Genomic DNA, 21,970 nt, shown 5'->3' on the forward strand with positions numbered 1-21,970 from the left:
GCAGGCTCAGTTAAGGTGGAGTCCGTTCCTCCGGCGCCTGCCCCAGTCGAGCTTCACACTGCGACGCCGGCACCTGATACGGCACAAACCGTTCCACGTGAAACATTGGACAGCGTTTTCACCCTGCCCGCAGCTGATGAAGCTGCCGGCCCCGAGGCTATCGAAGGTGGTGTATCTGACTCGGCGGTCGTGCCGTCGACGTCGGTGGACGTTATGGACCTAATGGACGAAAGCACTCCCCTTGCCCGGGAACTGGCACATGAAAACCGCCGGCGTGAGAAATTACGCGGACGTGTTCTGCCGCGGCCCGCTGAAACCCGGATAATGACGGTCAGCAACCAAAAAGGCGGTGTCGGGAAGACGACCACCACTGTTAACCTGGCGGCGGCTCTGGCCAGCGCCGGACTTAACGTGCTCGTCATCGACATTGACCCGCAGGGCAATGCCTCCACCGCACTCGGAATTGATCACCACGCCGAGGTGGAGAGCATCTACGACGTTCTCATTGACGATCTGCCGCTGGCGAATGTTGTGGCTCAGTGCCCGGATATCTCGAATCTGATCTGTGCTCCCGCCACCATCCACCTGGCCGGCGCTGAAATTGAGCTGGTCTCCCTGGTGGCCAGGGAACAGCGGCTGCGGAGGGCGATTGATACATACGCCGCTGAGCGGGAGCGGCGTGGCGAGGAAAGGCTCGACTACATCTTCATTGACTGCCCCCCGAGTCTGGGGTTGCTGACCGTCAATGCTTTTGTTGCCGCCAAGGAAGTCCTCATCCCCATCCAGTGTGAGTACTACGCCCTGGAGGGGTTGAGCCAGCTGCTGAAGAACATTGAGATGATCCAGAAGCACCTGAACGCCGACTTGGTTGTCTCCACAATTCTCTTGACCATGTACGACGGCAGAACCAACCTCGCGGCCCAGGTCGCCGCGGAAGTTCGGGAGCACTTCCCGGAGCAGGTGCTTGGCGCTGTGGTTCCCCGGTCGGTGCGGATCTCTGAAGCGCCCAGCTATCAGCAGACAGTTCTGACGTACGACCCGTCATCCAGCGGTGCGCTTTCCTATCTGGAAGCCGCCGCCGAGATTGCCCAGCGCGGCTAGACACCCGTCATGCCCTGCGCAGTTATTGGCGTTCTGAATCGTAGAATACAGTCACAATCAATCCATGCCGCTTGTGTGCATAAGGGAAGGACATACCCATGACCGAAAAGCGTCGTGGTTTGGGAAGAGGCCTGGGAGCTTTGATTCCCAGCAGCGCAGAATCAGAGGCGGCGTCTTCCGCATCCTCAGCGCCGGCTCGTGCCGGCCGTCCCGTCGATGTCTTTTTCCCGTCCGCCAGCGACACGGTGACCCCCTCCCGTCCTGTGACCGGCGCCCGTCGTGGTTCCGGCATCAATAAGGATGCTTTGCGTGGTCCCTCGCACTCCTCAACAGGCGGAACTTCACCGCGTGGCCCGCGGCAGGCGCCGGTTCCGGGCCTGGAAGCGGACGTCGCCGAACCGGCCGCCGCCGGCACTGCTGCTGAAGATGCTGCGGAGCGCTCTGCGGACCGTGGTGGCGCTGCCAAGCGTCAGTCCAAGGGCAACGGCAAGAAGGCCCCCCAAGGCGCCCAGAAGGCCGCCGCGGACGCCGGGGATGTCTCGGTGGAGGCAGACGCGCAGCCTGCCGGCCCGGAGCAAGACCTCGGAGTCACTGATGGTTCGGGTGAAGCCGCTGTTTCACGTGAAACACTGGTCGAGGTTCCCGGAGCGACATTCGCCGAGATTCCTGTCGACTCCATTCATCCGAACCGCAAACAGCCACGTTCTGTCTTCAACGAAGAAGACATGGCCGAGTTGGTGCACTCTATCCGGGAGATCGGTGTTCTGCAGCCGATCGTGGTGCGCCCCTCGCCTGAAGATGATCCGGAACATCCCTATGAACTCGTTATGGGTGAGCGCCGTTGGCGCGCCAGCAGGGAAGCCGGGCTGGAAGCGGTCCCGGCCATCATTCGGTCGACGCAGGACGTCGACCTGCTGCGCGACGCGCTTCTCGAGAACCTTCACCGCAGCCAGCTGAATCCCTTGGAAGAAGCCGCGGCTTATCAGCAGCTGCTCGACGATTTTGAATGCTCCCATGAGGAGCTGGCGGACCGTATTGGCAGGTCTCGGCCGCAGGTAACCAACACACTTCGGTTGATGAAGCTCCCGCCACTGGTTCAGCGCCGCCTAGCAGCGGGTATTCTGTCTGCCGGCCACTCCCGTGCGCTGCTCGGCCTGGCGGACGCTGCTGAAATGGAAAAGCTGGCCCAGCGGATTGTGGCTGAGGGGCTATCCGTTCGGGCGACGGAAGAAATCGTCTCCATGAGTGAGGGCCTGCGGCGTCCCCCGAAGGAGACCAAGCCGAAGGTTGGAGCGCGTCACGAAAGGCTGGATTACCTGGCGACGTCGTTGTCGGACCGGTTGGATACCAATGTGAAGATTACTCTGGGTGCTCGCAAGGGTAAGGTGAGCATCGAGTTTGCCAGCGTGGATGATCTAAACCGGATTATGGGCGTCCTGGCTCCGCCTGCCAGCTAGGTCGTAATGCTCCGCTGAGCTTCCTATGGTCATTACAGCAGGCCAGTGAAATCCATACCTGCTTTGTTAGGTAGGAGGTGGTTCATGTTCCACGTGAAACATGAACCACCTTTTCTGACATAGGGATTTGGTGCTTCGTCGAGCCCTATAGCCCTGATGCAGGTAGGGAGCCCGGATCTGGGGCAGCTGAGCAGCGGCGTTTTTCTCTTGTGGGACCCTGGTGGACTCGAGTCATGCAAATTCTGGCCGATTGGGCACGCATATAAGAGTTGAGTCACGCTGTTCGCTTGGTATTTCGAGTTCCGGAGAATGCCCTTCGACTCACCGGGCGCAACGTTTCACGTGAAACGACGTTGGTTCACTGGTCATCCCTCCTATTGCCCAAGTTTTTCGCCTATCTACCTGATTTCGGCGGGCACGACCGCCCATAGCCTCGTAGAAGCACTTGCTCCAGGGGCCCTGCGTATGGCCAGCTTGAGGTCGACACGCCCTGGACCCGCTCGCGACCGATAGTGAGTCTGAGCACTCCAGTCCAACCTCGTCGTGTTCCATAGTTGTGTCATCGACAGCGGGCTTAGTTCCAAGTATGTTTCACGTGGAACAGCAGTGGCCTGAGCACTGGGACGACCACCTCGATGCTTCCTCCACTCCGTCAGCGCATTTCGACCTTCCGCTCCCGCGCGCTTACCGGACTAATTCTTTTACAGTCGTACTGCGGTACACCTTGAATAGAGTGACAATCGGTCTTTTCCTAGCGACCCCGTTGCGCTCACGTGCACATCTCAGTTCTATGGAGCTTGGACGTTTTTTGTTTCAAGGGTGCGCTGGTTCCTTTGGTACGCCTTCTGTGGGCAATGGCTGTTTCACGTGAAACGACTTCGGCCCGTCCAGGGCAAGTCCTCGGCCCTTGTAAGGGGCGGTGATTGTGGTTGCTATGTGCTCCAAAATACCTGGATAAGTTTCAACCGAGAACAGTACGCATGGGTGGCCTTCGGGCTCCACATGCCTGGACCTCGGGCAACCCGTGTTCCTATTTCGGGCTTGAATCAATGTCTCTGCACCAGACTGGGCACCACAAGACAAATGCAGGAGCGGTTCCGATAGGTTAGGAATGCACGAGACATGTGAGGTGTAGGTGCCTGGATACTCGGAATTCGAGGTCATCGTCGAGCGGGTACCCAATAGGCGTCAGTACGGTGGCACGTACCTGAGCGGTATGCTCTCTACAGGTTTGCTCCTGTTTGAATCTGCCAGACTAGATGTTTCACGTGAAACTGGTGCGGGAGGTTCGCCTGTAGATACCGGCCGGACAGTGTATGGTCCGGCTTCGACGACAGGCGGACTTACTTCTAGTCCGTCTCGCCGGGTACTCCCTATGGCTCCTACGCCCAGCGATTCGTCGGCTCAAGGGCTCGGGTTGGAGGCGGCCAGACCTACGGTGTTCCGTCGTTTGGGCAGGCGTGAATGTTGTGCGTGGAGGTCGCGCGGTGACGCTACCGTGTCACGCGTTGTGTCGACTCCAAGGTCACTAAGCGCCCTCGGCGTGCGGTGTCGTGGAGCCACGAGGGTTCGTTGTTATCTCCTCCGTAAAACTACGCCGATAGGAAACCGGATACCCGCCGGATCCGTTTCACGTGAAACACGCCTCCCGATTCAGGGCAATCTCTTTCAGATCCCACTGTGCCCGACGTGGCTAAGGCTCTGTCCTCAGCGCTAAGACTCTGTCCTCAGCCCTGCATCCTGGTCGCTGTGCGCTTGTGAAGATGCTCTTCGTACCTTGACGGCAAGACGGGCCACTCAGTTGCTAGGTGGGGTGGCTGTGAGTGAGCGAGTCGTTTCACGGGAAACACAAGAAATACACCCGGCATAGCCGGCACCTGAGTGCAGGTTCGTGCGGATTGCGGAAAGCCGCCACCGCTAGGATCATGCGCCATCTGCGCGCACCTCAGACTCCCGGTCCCCGAACCGAATCAACCTTGCCCTGCCCAGCCTGACCGTGTCGTGACCAGTCAGCCCATGCACACCTTGCAGTGTCCAGCCAGCAAGTCGAAGCCCACCAGCGTCTGTCGGCGGCCGCGACCCCCGGCTGTGTTGATGGCCCGACGATACGCTCAGGAGCTGCAGGCGGTCAGCGTGCCCGCCTACAGGAAATGGATTACCGCCTGCTGCTGGGAGACCCCGGCTAGACGGGTAGGGAGTCCACATAACTGCGGCAGCTTTGTTCTGCACCGTTGTGTTCGGCGCCTTCGTCCTGCCTGATCAAAGGAAACAAATCAGTACTCACCCCTTACGGAATCCGTGCACCTTTGGGGCATGCTCGACCGACCATGCGTTCGGCGTCGGTTGATGTCAGCTGCGGGGCGGTGGCAGCGGAGAAGAGGAGGAGGTGCGTTGCTTGCTCCCTTTTGTTGTATTCAGGTGTGGAGGTCCGGAAGGGGTGAAACGGTTCGAGCACCAAGCATTCCTGTTGCAGCATTTGGCAACGAACGGGGAACGCATACCCGTTATGTCTTCCCCCGAGCCATGCCCCTCAAATGGCACCAACGCCTTTCCTGACGCCGAACCGGCCTCCAGGAACCTACCAGCCCCGCTCTCTCGAGAACCCGGAGGATATTCGGAAGGCTCAGTAGGCTTCGACCATTCCGCAGGTGCCTCCCAATTAGCTGGAGGCACCGGCACGTGTGGTTGTCACCGATGTGGCCGGCCCATCCAGGTCGTCAATGTTTTCAACTTCGACCCGCTCACTCCCTGGCCGCTGGTTGACTTGCAGGGCCACAAAATCTGGGCCCGCTGGGAACAGCGTGCCTGGACCAGGACCGTCGATAGAACAGCCGGGCCCACCACGCAGCGGCACAGGAAAAGGTCGGGTGGAGCAGGCATGCATGGCCCCTGCCTGAAGGCCGGATTCAGTTGGCCAGTGATGCCCTCTCCGTCGTCGGCTGCAGCCGGCGGGTGGGGCTCACCCATACTCCGGTTGTCGCTCTGGTCCACGCCTGGACCAGCGTGATAAGGCAGACTCCGGCATCCAGGAGGCGGATCAAGGGGAACGCCAAACCCCACAGCAGCAGCACCGGCCGCCGAAGGACGGTGGCAGCGAATACCGTCAGGAGGAAATCAGGCAGCACTACGCCAATAAGTAGGTCGACGGGGCGCAGCAGGGATACGTCGGTCAGCTGCGACAGGATGACGATGGGGACAGCCAAAATAAGGACAAGACTCGCGGAGATCAACTCAACAATGTGGATCAGGAGCACCGCCCAGAATCGGCCCCTGTGCAGTCCGTGCCTGCGGACCGTTTGCCAGAAGCCCAAGCTCCATCGGCGAACCTGGCGCACGTACTCCTTGAGATTGTCGGGATCCTGGGTATAGGCGAGAGCGGCCGAGGGGTGGAATTCGATCCTCCCGAGCTTCTTGGCATGGACCTCAAACGTCATGTTGAAGTCCTCAATGAGCAGTCCCGGGGCCGCGACGTCGATTTCGGACAGGACCCTCGTTCTGTACATGCTGGCGAAGCCGGGCACAATGTTCACCACGTTCGCCCGTTCCGAAGCCTGCCCGTATTTAATCAATACCTGCACGGCAGCATAAAGGCGCTCCCGGTATCCGAGGAGAATGCGGCCAATGATCCCGTGCCCTCCGCCGGGTGGAAGAGACACGGCCCGCCCGGCCACGGCAACAACGTCGGGCGCCGCAAACAGGGGCAGCCCTGTTTCCAGGTAATCCGGCGCGAGCCGGGTGTCGGCGTCCAACAGGAGCACCACTTCGTAGTTGGAGGCGAGATCAAAGTGATCGATCCCCGCGGCCAAAGCCCCGGCCTTTCCGCGGTTGGGTGACAGCTCAAGGCAGTTCACTCCCGCACGCAGCGCAATCTCAGCTGTGGCATCGCTTGAACCGTCCGAGATGACATGGATGTTTGATGCCGGCACCAGCGTCAACGCGGAGGAGATGGTTTCGGAAATAACCAGCTCCTCGTTATGCGCAGCGATGAGCACCGCAACCTGGCCGGGCACCACGGTGTTCCTCCCGAGGCGGGCCAGGTGTTCAGGGGCGGACTTGTTCTGCCATTCCCCGACCCGGCGCAGCAGTCCGATGGTCGCCCAAAAGGGCGTGCTGATGCCAAGTATCAGCAGCAAGATGACCAGTATGGCCCATGGTTCCATTACCTACCCCCAAAAGGTGTTAAGTGGTCGTTCACGTCGCTAGCCATGCTGGACCTGCCTGGTGGTGACGATTTCCAGCCAGGGACCGTCAGGGACATCCTCATCGTCCACAAACTGCCAGCTGACCCGGTCATTGGCACCATTGAGTGATTCGAAGCCAAGGCAGCCGTTGAGTGCCGGTGAAACATCCATGCCGGCACCGTTGTAATCGGTGTTGGCCGGTCTGGCATCGTTCTCGCTAAAGACATAGTTGTCGTCGTCGTAAAGAGTTGGCCCGGCGTCCTGGATCTGGCCGTAGCACTCGCGGTCGTCCTTGGTGATTCTCACCCAGCGGTTCTTCATGTAACTGAATTTCTGGTCCCGCTCCCGGCCCGCAAAACCCGGGTCGTTGGCCCAAGGAATGACGTAGCTTCTGATCGCAAAGGCACGGGGGTTATTGACGTCATCGAACGGCAAATCCAGATAGAACGGGTTTTCCAGCGGAGTCATGTGCCGGGGCAGCCAGCTTTCGGCCTCGGTCCGTTCTTCAGTTTCACAGATTTCGTCGACGATCCGTCCGTCGCAGCCGCCATAACTCTCCAACCAGAAACTGTCATAGGCGGAACGCACCTGGCTTCCGTCGGGAGCATCCGGGTCATGAATCTCTCCGACCCAAAAGGTGGTTGCGACGATGTCCGTATGCCAGGGATATTTATCTTCCGCTGCTTCTTCATCGCCGGCATTGCCTGAACCGTTATTTGAAGCGCAGCCAACGCCGGTCAGGACCAGCGCGGTGACAATGGATGCCATCTGTTTCCTGCGTCTCGTCATCCGGCCCCGCTTCCTTTTCCTGGCTGGGCGGCTCCGCCGCTGGGCACAGGCTGGGTGGCCGGCACCGGCGGGGCGAACTCCGCGTCATACAGCCCGTAATCATCGCTGACGAGGAAACCCTCGTCGCTAAGGGCCAGACCAAAACTGAGAGCGACGGCGCCGTCCGGCACCGGGGGAGTGGTCCATTCCGCGGACAAGAAATCGCTGCTGGGCTCAAGGAACGGACTGGCGACCCAGAAATGCCACTCGCCCATTTCGTCCCGGTAGTGGACGCTGAACTGGGTGCGGACATCGGAGGTGTACGAAGCCCGGAGGGAGTACCGGCGCCCCTGCTCCACCGCCGGCGCGCAGGCGCCGAGATCCTGTTTCGATGCGAGCTTGGCGTCGCCGTCGTGGTGGCTCAACATGTTGGTGCGGGCGCCGATGGACCCATGGGCTCCAGGGGCCTTGCTGAATTCAGCCCGATTGGTGCCATACCCGGCTTGGATCCAGCAGGTGGGAGCCTTGTCGGTCCACTGCTCCAGATCGGGATTCTTGATGGCATTTTCTCCGCGCGGGACAGGCTGGGCGGCAGGCCCCTCCACGGGTGGCAACAGTGGGCCGCCGATAACTTCCTGAACCGTCCGCACAACAGTGTTTTGAGTCGCTGTTCTCTCAGCGAGCCAAGTGGCGAACTCACTGAACAGCTGTTCATCAATGTCGATCCAGTCGCACTGATAGGGGCACAATCCATGGAAGGTGAGGATGACCCAGCCGCCCTCGGCCTCGGCGGAAGTGACGGCGTCCTGCAGATCGGCCAGGGTCCAGTCCCTTTCCACCTGCTGCGGTGCTTTCAGCAGGTTGGGCTCGTCGGGGCGCAGCGACTCGGTTTGCGGACAACCCGCGCAACCGTCACTGTACGTTCCGCCAAGGCCGCGTCCGGTGTTGTACCCGCATTCCTGGACGAGTGATGTCACCGCTGCGCCGGAGGCAAACGGATAGGCAAAATTGGTCACCTGGAAACCCATGGACAGCAGATTCTCCCGGTCCTGGCAGATCTCCCGTTTGGCCTCCTCCAGGCTCAGCGTGTCAATGTCCGGGTGGGAGAAGGTGTGGCCCGCGATCTCATGACCGGCCAGGGCAACCTCCTTGGCCTGCCGGAGGGTCAGGGATCCTGCTTCATCCAGCAGTCCGGAGTTCAGGTAGAAGGTTCCCTTGAGGCCGGCAGCGCTCAGTATCTGCGCCGCGGGTTCCTGTCCGCTGAACCCATCGTCAAAGGTGAGGGACACGACGGTCTGTCCCGGCGTGATGCCCATCGGCTCTGCCGGGATATAGGCAGGGACAGCGAGGGCTGCCGCCGCTTCGCGTTCGGCGGCGGCAGCTTCCCGGGCCAGGGTTTCCTCCTTTGCCACCCGCATTTTTTCCTCAGCCTCAAGGTCCCGGACCTCGACGACACCCCGGGTGCCGTCGTTGTCGGGACCCAGCCCCGCTGCGGCAAGCCATTGCCCGCCAAAGAGGAGAAAGGACACCGGCAGGGCCAGGACCAGCAGTGCAGCTGCGTTCTGCAGGGAGCGCTTCGGTTTCCGGTGCGCCGGGATGTGAGGCCCGCGGGGGGAATCGGATGAATCGTGCGTGGTACCCATGTATTGGTTCTTTCTAGATTGGGCGGCCTGTCTGCGGCCGCCGTCCTATGCTCCGGCGAGTTGGGGTGAGCTGCTGTTTCGAACCATTCCCGCCGGGGAACCCGTGGCCACGTTCGTGATGATTTGATCAATGGTGGTGGTGGGGTTGAATCCCACCAGGTTGCGGGCCTTGGTGTTGTCCGGCACCCGGCGGCGCATGTCTTCGTAACCGGATGCGTAGGCCTGCTCGTAGGGGATGAGGCTGATGGTGCTCGGGCTGTCCAGGAGTTCCACGACCCGTTTGGCCAGATCCAGGATGGAAACCTCCTGAGTGCCGCCCAGGTTGAACGCCTTGCCATAGGCATCGGGGTGTTCGGCAAGGCGAACCAGTGCCGGCACCACGTCGGCAACGTAGGAGAAGCACCGGGTCTGCTGTCCGTCGCCGAAAACGGTCAAGGCTTCCCCGCGCTGTGCCTGGCCCACCAGGTTGGGCACCACCATGCCGTACCGTCCTGTCTGCCGGGGACCAACAGTGTTGAACAAACGGACGATCGCTGCCCGCAGCCCGTATTCCTTCCAATAGGCATAGGCGAAGGCTTCGTCAATGCCCTTGGCCGCGGCGTAGGTCCAGCGGGATTTCAGCGCCGAGCCCAGGATCCGGTCGGATTCTTCCGAGAGGGAATCCGAAGTATTCTTGCCGTACACCTCGGAGGTGGAGGCGAGCAGCAGGACGGCGCCGGCGGCAAGCGTGGCGTCCAGGACCACTTCGGTGCCGTGAATATTGGTCCGCAGGCTGGTGAGCGGGTCTTCAACGATGAGCTTTACGCCAACCGCGGCTGCCAGGTGAAAAACCCGGTCCGCGCCGGCGATCACGCTGTCGACGGCGCTGCGGTCCAGGATGGTGCCCTCGACAAAGCGGAAACGGGGGTGGTCCATCACTCCGCAAAGGTTTTCGAGAGAACCGGTGGAGAGGTCGTCCAGGACGGCCACTTCGTCGCCCGCGGCGAGAAGATACTCGGTGAGATGGCTGCCAATGAATCCGGCGCCGCCGGTTATAGCTGTTTTCATGTGTGGTTTTCCCCTATGAAGAAACGGTTTGGTGGAGGTTAGAGCGGCTGTGTGTTGGCCGCGGCCGGAAGTTTGTAGGTGGTGTCGAGCACGACCGGAACAGAGGCAAGCCAGCCCAGGTCGAAGCCGGTGTGGCCGGTGTGCATAATGACGAGATCGGGTGCGAAGGCCGCGGGGTCGGAGACTGATTCCAGCACGGTGTTTCCGCTGTGGATCCGACGGATCAGGGGATCGGTGTAGGCCACCGTTGCGCCCTCGTGCCTGAGTTCGGCCAGGATTTCCAGCGCCGGGGATTCACGCACGTCCTCCACGTCGGGCTTGTATGCGACGCCGGCAACCAGGACCCGGGCTCCCGAGAGTCCCTGCTGGCGGTCCGAAAGAATCTTCCGGGTCCGGTCCACCACATGCCGGGGCCGTGCCGCAATGTCCTGCATGGCCTGTTCGATGACAGGTGCATGCAGCCGGTTGCTGCGCAGCTGCCAGAGCAGGTAATGCGGATCGCAGGGAATGCAGTGGCCGCCCACACCGGGGCCAGGAGTGAAGCGCATGAAGCCAAACGGTTTCGTGTCCGCGGCATCGATGACGTCCATGACGGAAATGCCCAGGGCACCGCAGATGTCAGCAAACTCATTGGCCAGCGCGATGTTCACGGCCCGGAAGGTGTTCTCCAGCAGTTTGGTCATTTCCGCTGCCTCCGCGGTGGGAACCAAATGAACCTTGGGAACGTACTTGCCCAGCAGCAGTTCGGCGCGGTGGCCGCAGGCTGCAGTAATACCGCCCACCACCCGGGGAACCTCCTCCTGACTGAAGTCGCTGACGCCGGGGTTGATGCGCTCGGGGCTGAAGGCCACATGCACGTCGGTTCCCGTGCGCAGCCCCCGTTCCTCCAGGGGCTGTGCCAGGAGGTCCCGGGTACTGCCCACGTAGCTCGTGGACGTCAGCACCAGGAGCTGGCCCGGCACGGCATGGGCTACGACGCTGGCGCAGGCGCTGCGCAGGATGGAAAGGTCCGGCACCAGGTAGCTGTCCACTGGGGTGGGCACGGCGATGACGACGGCGGCGGCGGAGGCAAGGAGGGTGGAATCGGACGTCAGCGCGAATGCGGGGTCCTCAAGCGCACGTTCCAGCCGGTCGCGGTCGCCCTCCAGGAGGTCCGCCCGGCGGTCCCTGATGATCTGCAGCCGCTGTTCGCTGACATCGAGTCCAAGGACCCGGTACCCGGCTTCCCGGAATGCCAGGGACGTCGGAAGCCCGACGTACCCCATGCCGACAACGGCTACGTCGAAGTTGAAGCCGGGAGCAGCCGGCGGTGCGGCTTCAGCGGCGTCCAGGCCCTTCAGGCGGGAAATGGTGTTAACGGCAGTTTCCGGCAAATGGAAAGGTGCTTCTTGCAGAGTCACAGCCGGACCCCCCTTGTCTGGTCAAAGAAAAAATGGTCATCCATCGTGTGGATGACCCACACGAAGGTGCCGACCGGGGCCCTGCCGGTGGGCAGGGGCATATGCCGCTGGTTAGGGCAGTGGCAGGAAATTCAAACCTGGGCCCGGAGCACGGCAGATGATTGCTGCCCTGATGCTCCGCAGCCTCTGGCTAGACTTTGGTGTCCGAATCGACCAGTTCAGGCTAGGAAAGTGCCTGCTCAGGGGCACGCGTAACAGCTACTGGTTCTACTGCCGGTAACTCTCGGCAGGACACCTAGCGCGGTCCTTGGGTGCTGGAAAAGACAAGTAGTGCGGAGCTGCGCGCGAATGCCTAATTGGTGTTCCCGGGAACAAATACGGTGCACGTGAAACAGCGGCGGCGGCACCTCCCGTAGGAGATGCCGCCGCCGCTGTTGTTGGTTGGGGTATGGCTAGAGTCCGGCTACGCGCCGTTCCTCCGGCTCCTCCACGGGGTTGAAACGAATGACGTCGTCCAGGGCAAGAGTGCCCGTTGGCTGGTCTTCTTCCTCGAGCAGGTAGAGGCGCTGGATGCCGATGACGATCGCATCGGCCACAGTCTGCCGAAACACCGGATCAGCGAGCCGCTCCGCGTCGCCGCGGTTACTCAGGTATCCCAGGTCCAAGCCCACTGAGGGGATGCCGGGCAGCTTCAAGGTGTCCCAGGTCCGTCCGTGGACGCCCAGGCTGTCCAATCCCGTGCGCGCAGCCAGTTCCTTCATCAGGAGAATGGCGGCACGGTGGCCAATGGGGGAACGTGCCTCGCCGGTGCCCGGCAGGCCCCAGTAAAACGCTGCGATGCCGGAGGCTGCTTCCTGGTTGAGCCAGTCACAGTGGAGATCCAGGTTAAGGCTGGGGACCCGTTCGCCGTCGCGCTCCATCCCGTGGGACGTCTCTGCGTTGAACACGGAGGAACGCCTGACCACCCGGGCGCCGAATTCGTGCAGGATCCGTTCCACCCGCCGGCCGATGTCCGCTGCGACGAGGGCCTCCGTCAGCGGCTCCGACGTCAGGCGTTCGACGGCGTGGGGAGAGGCCAGTTCCGACATCCCGGTGCCGAGCGCGATCAAGCGTCCGCGCAGCGCCGCGGTGGAGCGGTCCAACCGCTCGTAATCACGCAGGGCAAAGGCCTGGCTCGGCGTGATGGCGCGGTTGACGCGGGACATGGCCCGCATGGTTGCCTCGTCACAGACTCCGGTGCCCGGGATTCCCAGATTCTGCTGCAGTTCGGCCACGGCATACCGGGTGCGCACGCTGAATTCGCCGTCGATGTGGCCATAGTAAAAACCCAGGTGGGAGAGGTGGCGCTGGAGCTCGGCAACATCATCACCGTGCGCCGGAGGTTCGCCTTCAACGAACGCCAGCGTGCGGTCCCCAAACCGGAACTGTGCGTCCGCCAGGGCGCGCTGAGTGTCCGGTCCGGCAACGCCGTCGACAATCAGTCCGCGGCTCTGTTGGAAGGAGCGCACGGCGGCGTCGACGTGGTCGTCAAAAAGGGTTGGGTTGTTAACGGAGTCCGGAGCCAGGTAAGACATGGAGATGCCGGCACGCAGCAACGCTTCGCGAAGCGATACGACGTGCCGGCCGGCATCCATCCTCCGCAGGGTTTCTCCTGCCGAGTGCATGGTGTGTGTCTCTACTTCAGGAACGCCGCGAATTCCTGCTCCAGGACCTGCTTGGGCTTGGCGCCGATGGACGTTGCGGCCACCTCACCGCCCTGGAAGACATAAACGGCGGGAATGGACGTGATGCCGTACTTGGCGGCGATGGCCGGGTTGTCATCAACGTTGACCTTCACCACGTCGACCTTGTCGGCGTACTGCGCCGCGATGTCGTCGAGGATGGGGGACAGCATGCGGCAGGGGCCGCACCATTCCGCCCAGAAATCCACGATGACCGGCTTGTCGGCGGTGAGGACATCGGCGCCAAAGGAAGCGTCGGTTACATCTTTTGCGTTGCTCATGTTGTGCTCCTAACAGGTTCTGGAATTAGAGGGCTGCGTGTTCGGAAACGGCTTCGGCCGGCGGCGTGGGAACTTCCGCGGCGGTCTCGACGGCATCGCCGAGATCGGCCAGATAGTGCTCGACGTCGATGGCCGCCACACATCCCGAACCCGAGGCGGTGATCGCCTGGCGGTAGGTGGGGTCGATAACGTCGCCGGCGGCAAAGACGCCGGGCAGCGATGTCTTGGACGTGCGGCCGGCGACGGCGATGGTGCCTTCGCTGGTCAGTTCCAGCTGGTCCTTGACGAGGTCGGTGCGCGGGTCGTTGCCGATGGCGACAAAGACGCCCGTGACCGCGAGGTCGGACTCGGCGCCGTCAACGGTGCTGCGCAGGCGCAGGCCCGTCACCTTGTCCTCGCCGTGGATCCCCACGACCTCGGAATCCCAGACAAAGCGGATCTTTTCGTGGGACAGGGCACGGTCCTGCATGATTTTGGACGCGCGCAGCGTGTTGCGGCGGTGGACCACGGTCACCGTGGAGGCGAACTTCGTCAGGAACAGGGCCTCCTCGAGGGCGGAATCGCCACCGCCGATGACGGCGATGTCTTGTCCCTTGAAGAAGAAGCCGTCGCAGGTGGCACACCAGCTGACGCCGCGGCCGGACAGACGCTTTTCGTCCTCCAGGCCCAGCTCACGGTAGGCCGAACCGGTGGAGATGATGACGGACCGGGCCAGGAAGGTTTCACCGGTGCCGATGGTCACCTTCTTGATGTCGCCTTCGAGCTCAAGGGCGGTTACATCCTCGAACAGGATTTCGGTGCCGAAGCGGGCAGCCTGCTTCTCGAACTGGGCCATGAGGTCCGGGCCCATGACGCCTTCGGGGAAGCCGGGGAAGTTCTCCACATCGGTGGTGTTCATCAGCTCACCGCCGGCCGTGACGGAGCTGGCGATCAGCAGCGGCTTGAGGTTGGCGCGGGCGGTGTACACAGCCGCGGTGTAACCGGACGGACCGGAACCGACAATGATGACGTCGCGGACGCCGTCGGCGGCTGCTGGGGTTTCGATGCTCACGGTTAGGTGTTCCTCTTCCTGTTGAAAACTCTCTCGATCCGGCGGTAATCCTGGTGAATCCCGCTCAACCGGGATTCCGTTTGGTTACTCCGGGATCAGTGGGCACAACCGTTACGGGCTCCAGCTTATTCCGCACGGTGCCGTGCCGGACACGGCAGGGCACCGCTCCGGGGAGCCGGAGACCGTAATCCTATGAGACTGCGATTTCCGCGATGCGCAGGCCCCACGGGTACTGGGCCTGAAGGCCACCGGTCAGGCGCGGCAGCTGCGTGAAGTTCACGATCACGTATTTGGCCGTTGCCGCTTCGCCGTCCACCTTGGGGACCTGGATGCTGGTGGTGGGACCGGTGAAACCGCTCTCGGCCACGGGGGTGGCCCCGTCCAGGCTTGGGGAATCGCTCAGGAGGACCGAGAAACTGCCGCCGGTTCCGTTGAGCTGGCTGATGTCGATCTTGTTGATGGCTGATTCCTCCTCCAGCTCGACCACGAGCGCCAGGTTCGGCGCAAGGCCGCCGAAAGCGTCGTTGGCGTACACGTAGCTGGACCAATAGGTAGCCGGGTTGCCGTCCAGGATCTGGGGCAGCGCCCCGTCGTTTTCCGCGTCGAGCCCGGGATTTTCCGGAACCAGGCGGCTGACCCCGATGGGCGCCGCTGCGGGCGCTGCCGGCGCGGGAGCGTCTGAAGAGGGAGCCTCCGCGGGGGCGCTGACCGTTGGCGTGGGCTCGGCGACCGGCGCAGCAGTTTCCCCGCCAAGCTTGCCCAGGGTGTTGGCGGCGACGACGACGGCGGCCACCAGGACCACGGTCAGCACCGCGCCCACCAGGACGCGGCCCATGGTGCGGCGCCCGCCGCCGGCCTCGTCGTCGTCGTCGTAATCCTCGTAGGTCTCGTAATCTTCGTCATTGCCGCTGCCGGCGTCACCGGTGGCGGCACTTGAGGCAAGGGCGGATTTGGGAAAGTTTGAGGGCCGGCGCTCGGGGGCTTCTTCCTGGGCGCTGCGGGAGGGCGGAACGGATTCCCCGGTGTTTGTGCCGGCGGGTGCGTCCGAAACATAGTCGTCTTCGGTCCAGCGTGACACTTTGGGGGTTTGGCCGGTGGCCGGCGCCTTTGCCTGGCCTGAGAGGGGCCTGGCGGTGGGGGGCGGCGGCATGTTGGCGGCCCCCGTGGCTGCTTCGGCAGGTGCGTCCGCTGCGTCTCCGAACTCCAGGTCGCGGGCTGCGGCCGCTTCCTCGGCACCGGTGAGGGTCCCGCCGGCGCCGGCGGCGGCACCTGCACGGCCGAACTTGGGCAGTTTGGGGAGCGGGCGGCCGGAGATCAGCGGTTTCCGGGGAGCGCGTTCCACGGGCTCGTCAACGTACCGGTCCTCATCCTGGGTTTCCGGCTCGCGGGAGCGGGGCATCCCGAAAATTTCGGAGCCGAGCGTATCGGTGAAAAAGGGCTCGACAAAGGGCGCATCGCGTTCAATGACCAGGTCAAGCAGGTCCGCTGCGTTGGCATTGTTGGTCACGAGGTAGGTGCGGCCGTCGCTGACGCCGAGATCCAGGATCTGCACGTTGCTGGCCCGCTCGCCGGTGGCAATCTCGCGGGCGCTGGCACTGACCTGGGCGGTGTTTTCGGGTGCTGCGAGGAGGATACTCACGGCACGGTTCAGTACCTGGTCCACTCCGTCGAGGACCAGATCATTCTCCGCTGAGGCCAAAACCTGTGCGGTCACTTTGTAGCGGCCCCCAAGGGTTGAGCCTGCGTCTACCGGCTGTGGCACGTGTTCCTCCCATGGAAACGGCAATTGGTGCGTTAAATGTGCTGCGGACTGACTTGCTGCTGGTCTGATGGCTGCTGCTAATTAAACGACGAGACTCCATAGCATGCCTTATTACCCATGCTACCTGCGCCCAATGCCAAACCCTGAGTCGGCGCCCGCGTGCCTGTTACGCAGAAACCGCAGCTTGCCCGGTTCTGGTTCCGGTGACGCGGTTAGCTGCCCTGGCGGCGGACCTTGGCGAGGATCGGAGCGAGGAACGCATCCAGTTCCCGGACTTTCAGGGCGCGCAGCATGAAGTAGTACGACACGGCCATCAGCGAGCCGCAGATCAGCAGGGTGACCAGCGAGCCGAGCAGCGACTGCCAGGCGAATCCGTCAGCGGAGTAACCGCCCAGCAGCCCCAGCGCCGCGGATCCGGCGACGGCGCAGCCCAGGGCGGCAACCGTGATGCGAACATGCACATCGAAGATTCTGCCCGCACCGTAATGACCCAGTTTCCGGGTCAGGAAGATGTGGCTGATCAACACGCCCGCCACGTTGCCCAGGGAATAGGCGACGGCCAGGCCGAAAATAATGCGGTTGGGCGGCAGGGCTGCGGCACCCAGCGCCAGGGCAACGCCGAAGACGGAGAGGATGATCTGCATGATCATGGGCGTTTTTCCGTCTTCATCCGCGTAAAAGGCGCGGTTCATCAGGAAGGTGGCGCTGAGGAAGGGAGCACTGACCGACAGCAGCACCAGGACCTGGCCCTGGACGGCGGCGGAGGCCGTGGAACCGCCGCTGAGCCACATGCTGATGGGCCCGGCCAGCACCACAAGGACCGCGGAGCAGAAAACCGTCGCCACCCCGATGGCGCGCAGGCCGGAAGAGACGGCAGCCCGTACGGCGTCCAGGTTTTTCTCCGTGAAGGCCTGGGACATCTGGTTGAACAGCACCGTGGCCAGTGACAGCGTGATGACGGAGTGCGGAATCATGTAGAACATGGACGCCGTCTCAAGGTTCAGCTGCCCCGCAATGACTTCGGGCGGATTCATTGCGGCATAAGCGGGGCGGGCGGCCGAGGCAATGGTGGCCACGTTCGTGTAGACAATGTAGGCGCCGTTGCCCACCAGCATGGTGATGATGGTCCACTTGGCCACTTTGCCGGTCTGCCGCAGGCCGATCCCGCGCATCCGCAGCGTGGGCCGCAGCCCCAGGTTGAGCTTCCGCAGGGGGATGAGCAGCACGGCGGCCTGCAGCACAATGCCCAGCGTGGTGCTTCCGGCCAACAGGACGGTGGCGGACGTGGTCCAGTTATCCGGCGAGAAGCTGTTCGTTTCCTGGCGGCCGATCAGCACGATGAACAGCACAATGCCGGCAATGGCAACAATGTTATTGACCACCGGCGCCCACATGTACGCCCCGAAGCGGCCGTTGGCGTTGAGCGTCTGGCCGATCACGGCGTACGCGCCGTAGAAGAAGATCTGCGGGAACAACCAATAGGCAAACGTTGTGGCCAGCGGGAGCTGGTCCTCCGTCAGCTGTGTCACCACCGGCAGGATCCAGGGCGCGGCAAGGGTTGCCGCCAGCGCCACGACGGCCAGCCCCAGCAGGCTCAGGGTCATGATGGCGGAGACGAACTCCCGCCCGCGGTCCGGCCGCTTGCTGGCCTTAATAATCTGCGGGACCAGCACGGCATTGAAGATGCCGCCGGCGAGGAGCAGATAGATGAAGTTCGGCAGCACGTTCGAGGAACTGAAGATGTCCGACACCAAGCCGGTGTTGCCAATGGCAACAGCCAACAGTGCGGTCCGGACAAGGCCAAGGACACGGGAAAGGAGGGTTCCGGCTGCCATGACGGCGCTTGAGCGCGCAGTGCTGGGAGCAATAGTGTTTTCGGCCATCGTGTCCCTATGCTCTCACTTCAACCGGGCAGTGATTAAACCGGCTGGCTCCGCGGGGAGGCGGAAGCTAGAGGTAACGGGGAAGGATTTCCCGGGCGAGATCGGCAATCCGCCGCTCGTTCGGAAAGGAGAGCCGTTTGCCCAGTTCCGCGAGGGGAACCCAGGCAACGTCCACAGCCTCGTGGTCCGGATCGTTCTCGATGGTGAGGTGCCCGCCGGTGGCTGCCAAGAGGAAATGGTGCACCGTCTTGTGCACGCGGTGGCCGCTGACGGTGAACCAATAGTCAATGCTTCCCAGTGCGGTCAGGATCCGGCCGTCAATGCCGGTTTCCTCGGCGATCTCCCGGATGGCTGCTTCCCGGCTGTCTTCCTCATTCTCGGGATGGCCCTTGGGCAGGCACCATTCAAGCCTGCCGCCGCGGTTGAGCCGGGCAATGATCGCCACCGGCAGGTCCGGAGAAGAGGAATCCACCACAATGCCGCCCGCGGAAACCTCTTCCACAGTGGGAAGCGAGGCATGCACCGGATGCGCGCCGGCGCCGCCCATTGACGCCGTCAATGGGGTTCGCTTGGGTGCGCTCGGTACGGGATGGGCCATAGGACCACTCTAACGATCTTTGTCCGGGGATGATGACTGTCACGGGGCGGGCCGGAGAGGACGCGGCAAAGCCCGGCGTGTCCGGACCCCGGCGGGGGTCCGCTGTGCGTGCCGGGACCTTTTATCTGGCAGGCTTAAAGCACTATGGCGCACCTTTTTGATAGTTCGGCCCTGAAGACCCCCCTGCCCCCCGTCGTCGCTGACCTCGGAGCCCTGTTCCGGGACGCCGGCTTCGAGCTCTCCCTTGTTGGCGGTCCCGTGCGCGATCTTTTCCTTGGCCGGGTGTCGCCGGACCTGGACTTCACCACGAATGCCCGCCCGGATGACATCATCAGCATCATCCGCCGCTGGTGCGACACGTACTGGGAAATCGGCCGCGCCTTCGGCACCATCGGCATGCGCAAGGACGGCTTCCAGATTGAGGTCACCACGTACCGCGCGGACGCGTACGACCCGGAGTCCCGGAAGCCCGAGGTGGCGTTCGGGGACAAGCTCGAAGATGATCTCTTCCGCCGTGACTTCACCATGAACGCGATGGCGCTGCGGCTGCCTTCCCTTGAACTGGTGGATCCCTTCGGAGGCCTGAAGGACCTTCAGGCTGGACTTGTCCGCACCCCCGGGGCGCCGTCGACATCCTTTTCCGACGATCCGCTGCGCATGATGCGCGCCGCCCGCTTCGCATCCCAGCTGGAAGTGGATGTGGCACCGGAGGTCTTCGACGCCATGAAGGACATGGCCGGGCGGATCACGATCATTTCCGCCGAGCGGGTGCGCGATGAACTCGTGAAGCTGATCAACGGCAAGGCGCCCTGGACCGGCATTGACCTGCTGGTGGAAAGCGGCATCGCGGAGCACGTCCTTCCCGAGGTGTCCGCGCTGAAACTCGAAATAGATGAGCACCACCGGCATAAGGACGTGTACCAGCACTCGCTGACGGTGCTGCGGCAGGCCTGCGGCCATGAGACCGGAGCCGACGGCGATGTCCCGGCTCCGGACTTTGTCCTGCGGTTCGCTGCGCTGATGCACGACGTCGGAAAGCCCGCCACCCGCCGTTTTGAAGCCAACGGGTCCGTGAGCTTCCTGCACCACGACGCCGTCGGGTCCAAGCTCACGGCCAAACGGATGAAGGCCCTGCGCTTTGACAATGACACGGTCAAAGCGGTGTCCCGCCTGGTGGAGCTGCACATGCGCTTCTACGGCTACGGAGACGCCGGCTGGACGGATTCCGCCGTCCGCCGCTACGTCAACGACGCCGGACCCCTGCTGCAGCGGCTGCACCGGCTGACCCGCTCCGACGTCACCACCCGGAACCGCCGCAAGGCCGAACGCCTGGCCTTCGCCTATGACGACCTCGAGGCGCGGATCACCGCACTGGCCGAGCAGGAGGAGCTGGCCGCCATCCGCCCGGACCTGGACGGAGAAGCCATCATGGCGCTGCTGGATATCCGCCCGGGCCCGGTGGTTGGCCGCGCGTACCGGTTCCTGCTGGAGGAACGCATGGAAAACGGTCCATCCACCGAAGCCGAAGCGGCGGCCCTGCTGCACAGCTGGTGGGCCGACCAGCCCGAAAGCCGGGAGAAATCCGGCAGCGCGGACATCCCCGCCAACCCTGCAGATGAAGCCATCCCTCACCGCGGTGACAAAATGGAGGCGGACGACAACCCGTCCACACCACCGGAAGGAAGTAAATGAGTGACGCTGAGGACTTCGGTCCGGCGGTTCCCGATACAACGCCGGCAGGAACCCGGCTCCCTCGTCTGTGGCTGCTGCGCCACGGCGAAACGGAATGGTCCCGCGAGGGAAACTACACCGGCCTGACGGACATTCCGCTCACCGCCGAAGGTGAAGCCCAGGCCATCGCAGCGAAGGAAAAAATTGGACAGGTCGATTTCGACCTGGTGCTGTCCTCACCGCTGATCCGTGCGCGGCGAACGGCCGAGTTGGTGGGCCACCCCAACCCGCGGATCCTTCCGCACGCCCATGAGTGGGACTACGGAGACAACGAGGGCCGCAAGAGCACCCAGGTCCGCGCGGAAAACCCCGGCTACATCATCTGGAACGACGGCGTCCCCAACGGAGAGACCCTTGACCAGGTGGCCGAGCGCGCTGACCGCATTGTCTCCCTGGTGCAGGCCGGCTGCGGAACTCCGATGGACCGCGATCCGGAGGCCGTCCCCGTGGAAAAAGTCCTCCTCGTGGCGCACGGCCACTTCCTGCGGATCCTGGCCGCCCGCTGGCTTGGGCTCCCCGCCGATCAGGGACGGCACTTTGTCCTCGGCACGGCTGCAGTCTGCACACTGGGCTGGGATAAGCACACGCCGGCGATAGTGCGCTGGAACTATTAGTAGAAAAGTATTTTAAATAGTTTCACCGAAATGCTTGGCATGGAGGTGATTCCTGTTGTATCTTTTTCCTGTGGCCGGGTTTCATCCGGGCTAGTTTCCAGTCGGCAGGGCCACACCAGCCAATGAAAAACCTCCGGGCATCACAGTCCGGACATTCTTAGCCGGACCTGCGTCCCGCACGCCGGCTTGTCCGCAAGTCCACGCACTCTGGAAAGGGAGGTGGGGTTTTGAACAACCACGTATTCCTCACTGCCGCGACGGTTGCCTGCCCGCAGGCCGGCACGTCCATCCCTTCGACTGCACGGCCGGTTCTCCGGTCCGGACTGCGGATGACGGGCATGGCCCGACGGCCGGATGCAGCAGGTTGGCGTTCCGGGATTGCCCGCGGCCTTGGCGGCCGCGGGTAGCCTCGCCCGGCGCCGCTTCGCGGCCCACATCCGGTGACTGACGCCGTTCCGCGCTGCCCCACCGTTCCCCGACACCCCTGAAGCACTCCGGAATCACACAGCGGTTCTCCGGCAGTCTTCAGTGCACCGGCTTCCTGGCCGGGCGGGAACCGGGCCACGGCGGCAGGGGCCATCCGGCATACCCTCGGCATTCCTTTTCAAGTCCGGCACGCTTCGGCAATTACCCGCTTAAATTTCACCGCGGGTAATTACAGCCTTATTTGCCGCGCCTAAAGGGACAATTCAGCCGTAATTCCTGCCGGTTCCCCCTCCGCTTTTCCCGGGA

15 protein-coding genes are annotated in these 21,970 nt (G+C 63.0%); 4 read left to right on the forward strand and 11 right to left on the reverse strand.

The genetic code is table 11. The annotated features are described in order from the left end of the window. Positions 1-213 precede the first annotated feature (213 nt). Together AAE021_RS15815 and AAE021_RS15820 are read left to right on the forward strand one after the other, a co-directional pair. Positions 214-1,101 (forward strand): ParA family protein, encoded by an 888-nt coding sequence (locus tag AAE021_RS15815; RefSeq protein ID WP_425362491.1) that lies wholly within the window; start codon positions 214-216, stop codon positions 1,099-1,101. A 98-nt stretch (positions 1,102-1,199) separates the two neighbouring features. Then, positions 1,200-2,558: a ParB/RepB/Spo0J family partition protein gene (locus AAE021_RS15820; protein ID WP_342023253.1), complete on the forward strand. Its 1,359-nt coding sequence runs from the start codon at positions 1,200-1,202 to the stop codon at positions 2,556-2,558. A gap of 2,906 nt (positions 2,559-5,464) precedes the next feature. Here AAE021_RS15820 and AAE021_RS15825 read toward each other — a convergent pair. The 11 genes from AAE021_RS15825 to AAE021_RS15875 all read right to left on the reverse strand — a co-directional run bounded on the left by AAE021_RS15825 (position 5,465) and on the right by AAE021_RS15875 (position 18,893). Then, positions 5,465-6,691 (reverse strand): glycosyltransferase family 2 protein, encoded by a 1,227-nt coding sequence (locus AAE021_RS15825; protein WP_342023254.1) that lies wholly within the window; start codon positions 6,689-6,691, stop codon positions 5,465-5,467. Between the two features lie 66 nt (positions 6,692-6,757). Next, the gene (locus tag AAE021_RS15830; protein WP_342023255.1) at positions 6,758-7,507 is read right to left on the reverse strand and encodes a hypothetical protein; all 750 of its coding nucleotides are present in this window, start codon (positions 7,505-7,507) and stop codon (positions 6,758-6,760) included. A gap of 17 nt (positions 7,508-7,524) precedes the next feature. After that, complete coding sequence (locus AAE021_RS15835) at positions 7,525-9,150, reverse strand: polysaccharide deacetylase family protein (protein WP_342023256.1); 1,626 nt, start codon at positions 9,148-9,150, stop codon at positions 7,525-7,527. A gap of 45 nt (positions 9,151-9,195) precedes the next feature. Continuing rightward, the gene (locus AAE021_RS15840; protein WP_342023257.1) at positions 9,196-10,197 is read right to left on the reverse strand and encodes a GDP-mannose 4,6-dehydratase; all 1,002 of its coding nucleotides are present in this window, start codon (positions 10,195-10,197) and stop codon (positions 9,196-9,198) included. 38 nt (positions 10,198-10,235) lie between these two features. After that, positions 10,236-11,597 carry a nucleotide sugar dehydrogenase gene (locus AAE021_RS15845; RefSeq protein WP_342023258.1) on the reverse strand — a complete coding sequence of 454 codons (1,362 nt, stop codon included), beginning with the start codon at positions 11,595-11,597 and terminating at the stop codon, positions 10,236-10,238. A 452-nt stretch (positions 11,598-12,049) separates the two neighbouring features. After that, positions 12,050-13,261 carry a peptidoglycan-binding protein gene (locus AAE021_RS15850; protein WP_342023259.1) on the reverse strand — a complete coding sequence of 404 codons (1,212 nt, stop codon included), beginning with the start codon at positions 13,259-13,261 and terminating at the stop codon, positions 12,050-12,052. Between the two features lie 11 nt (positions 13,262-13,272). Beyond that, positions 13,273-13,599 (reverse strand): thioredoxin, encoded by a 327-nt coding sequence (gene trxA / locus AAE021_RS15855; RefSeq protein WP_104053463.1) that lies wholly within the window; start codon positions 13,597-13,599, stop codon positions 13,273-13,275. A gap of 25 nt (positions 13,600-13,624) precedes the next feature. Then, positions 13,625-14,650 (reverse strand): thioredoxin-disulfide reductase, encoded by a 1,026-nt coding sequence (gene trxB, locus AAE021_RS15860; RefSeq protein ID WP_342023260.1) that lies wholly within the window; start codon positions 14,648-14,650, stop codon positions 13,625-13,627. Between the two features lie 190 nt (positions 14,651-14,840). After that, a complete protein-coding gene (locus AAE021_RS15865) occupies positions 14,841-16,412 on the reverse strand; it encodes a discoidin domain-containing protein (RefSeq protein ID WP_342023261.1) in 1,572 nt (523 codons plus the stop codon). A 212-nt stretch (positions 16,413-16,624) separates the two neighbouring features. Beyond that, positions 16,625-18,295, reverse strand: coding sequence for a murein biosynthesis integral membrane protein MurJ (gene murJ, locus AAE021_RS15870; RefSeq protein ID WP_342023262.1), 1,671 nt, complete (start codon positions 18,293-18,295; stop codon positions 16,625-16,627). 67 nt (positions 18,296-18,362) lie between these two features. Continuing rightward, positions 18,363-18,893 (reverse strand): NUDIX hydrolase, encoded by a 531-nt coding sequence (locus AAE021_RS15875; protein WP_342023263.1) that lies wholly within the window; start codon positions 18,891-18,893, stop codon positions 18,363-18,365. Positions 18,894-19,037: 144 nt separating this feature from the next. Between AAE021_RS15875 and AAE021_RS15880 the strand changes: the two genes are divergently transcribed. Together AAE021_RS15880 and AAE021_RS15885 are read left to right on the forward strand one after the other, a co-directional pair. Further along, a complete protein-coding gene (locus AAE021_RS15880) occupies positions 19,038-20,585 on the forward strand; it encodes a CCA tRNA nucleotidyltransferase (protein ID WP_342023264.1) in 1,548 nt (515 codons plus the stop codon). Next, on the forward strand, positions 20,582-21,238 hold the full coding sequence (locus AAE021_RS15885; protein ID WP_342023265.1) for a histidine phosphatase family protein: 657 nt from the start codon (positions 20,582-20,584) through the stop codon (positions 21,236-21,238). Before AAE021_RS15880 ends, AAE021_RS15885 begins: the two co-directional genes overlap by 4 nt. Positions 21,239-21,970 lie beyond the last annotated feature (732 nt).

This window comes from Arthrobacter citreus (assembly GCF_038405225.1).
In the GTDB taxonomy this organism is placed as follows: Bacteria; Actinomycetota; Actinomycetes; order Actinomycetales; family Micrococcaceae; genus Arthrobacter_B; species Arthrobacter_B citreus_A.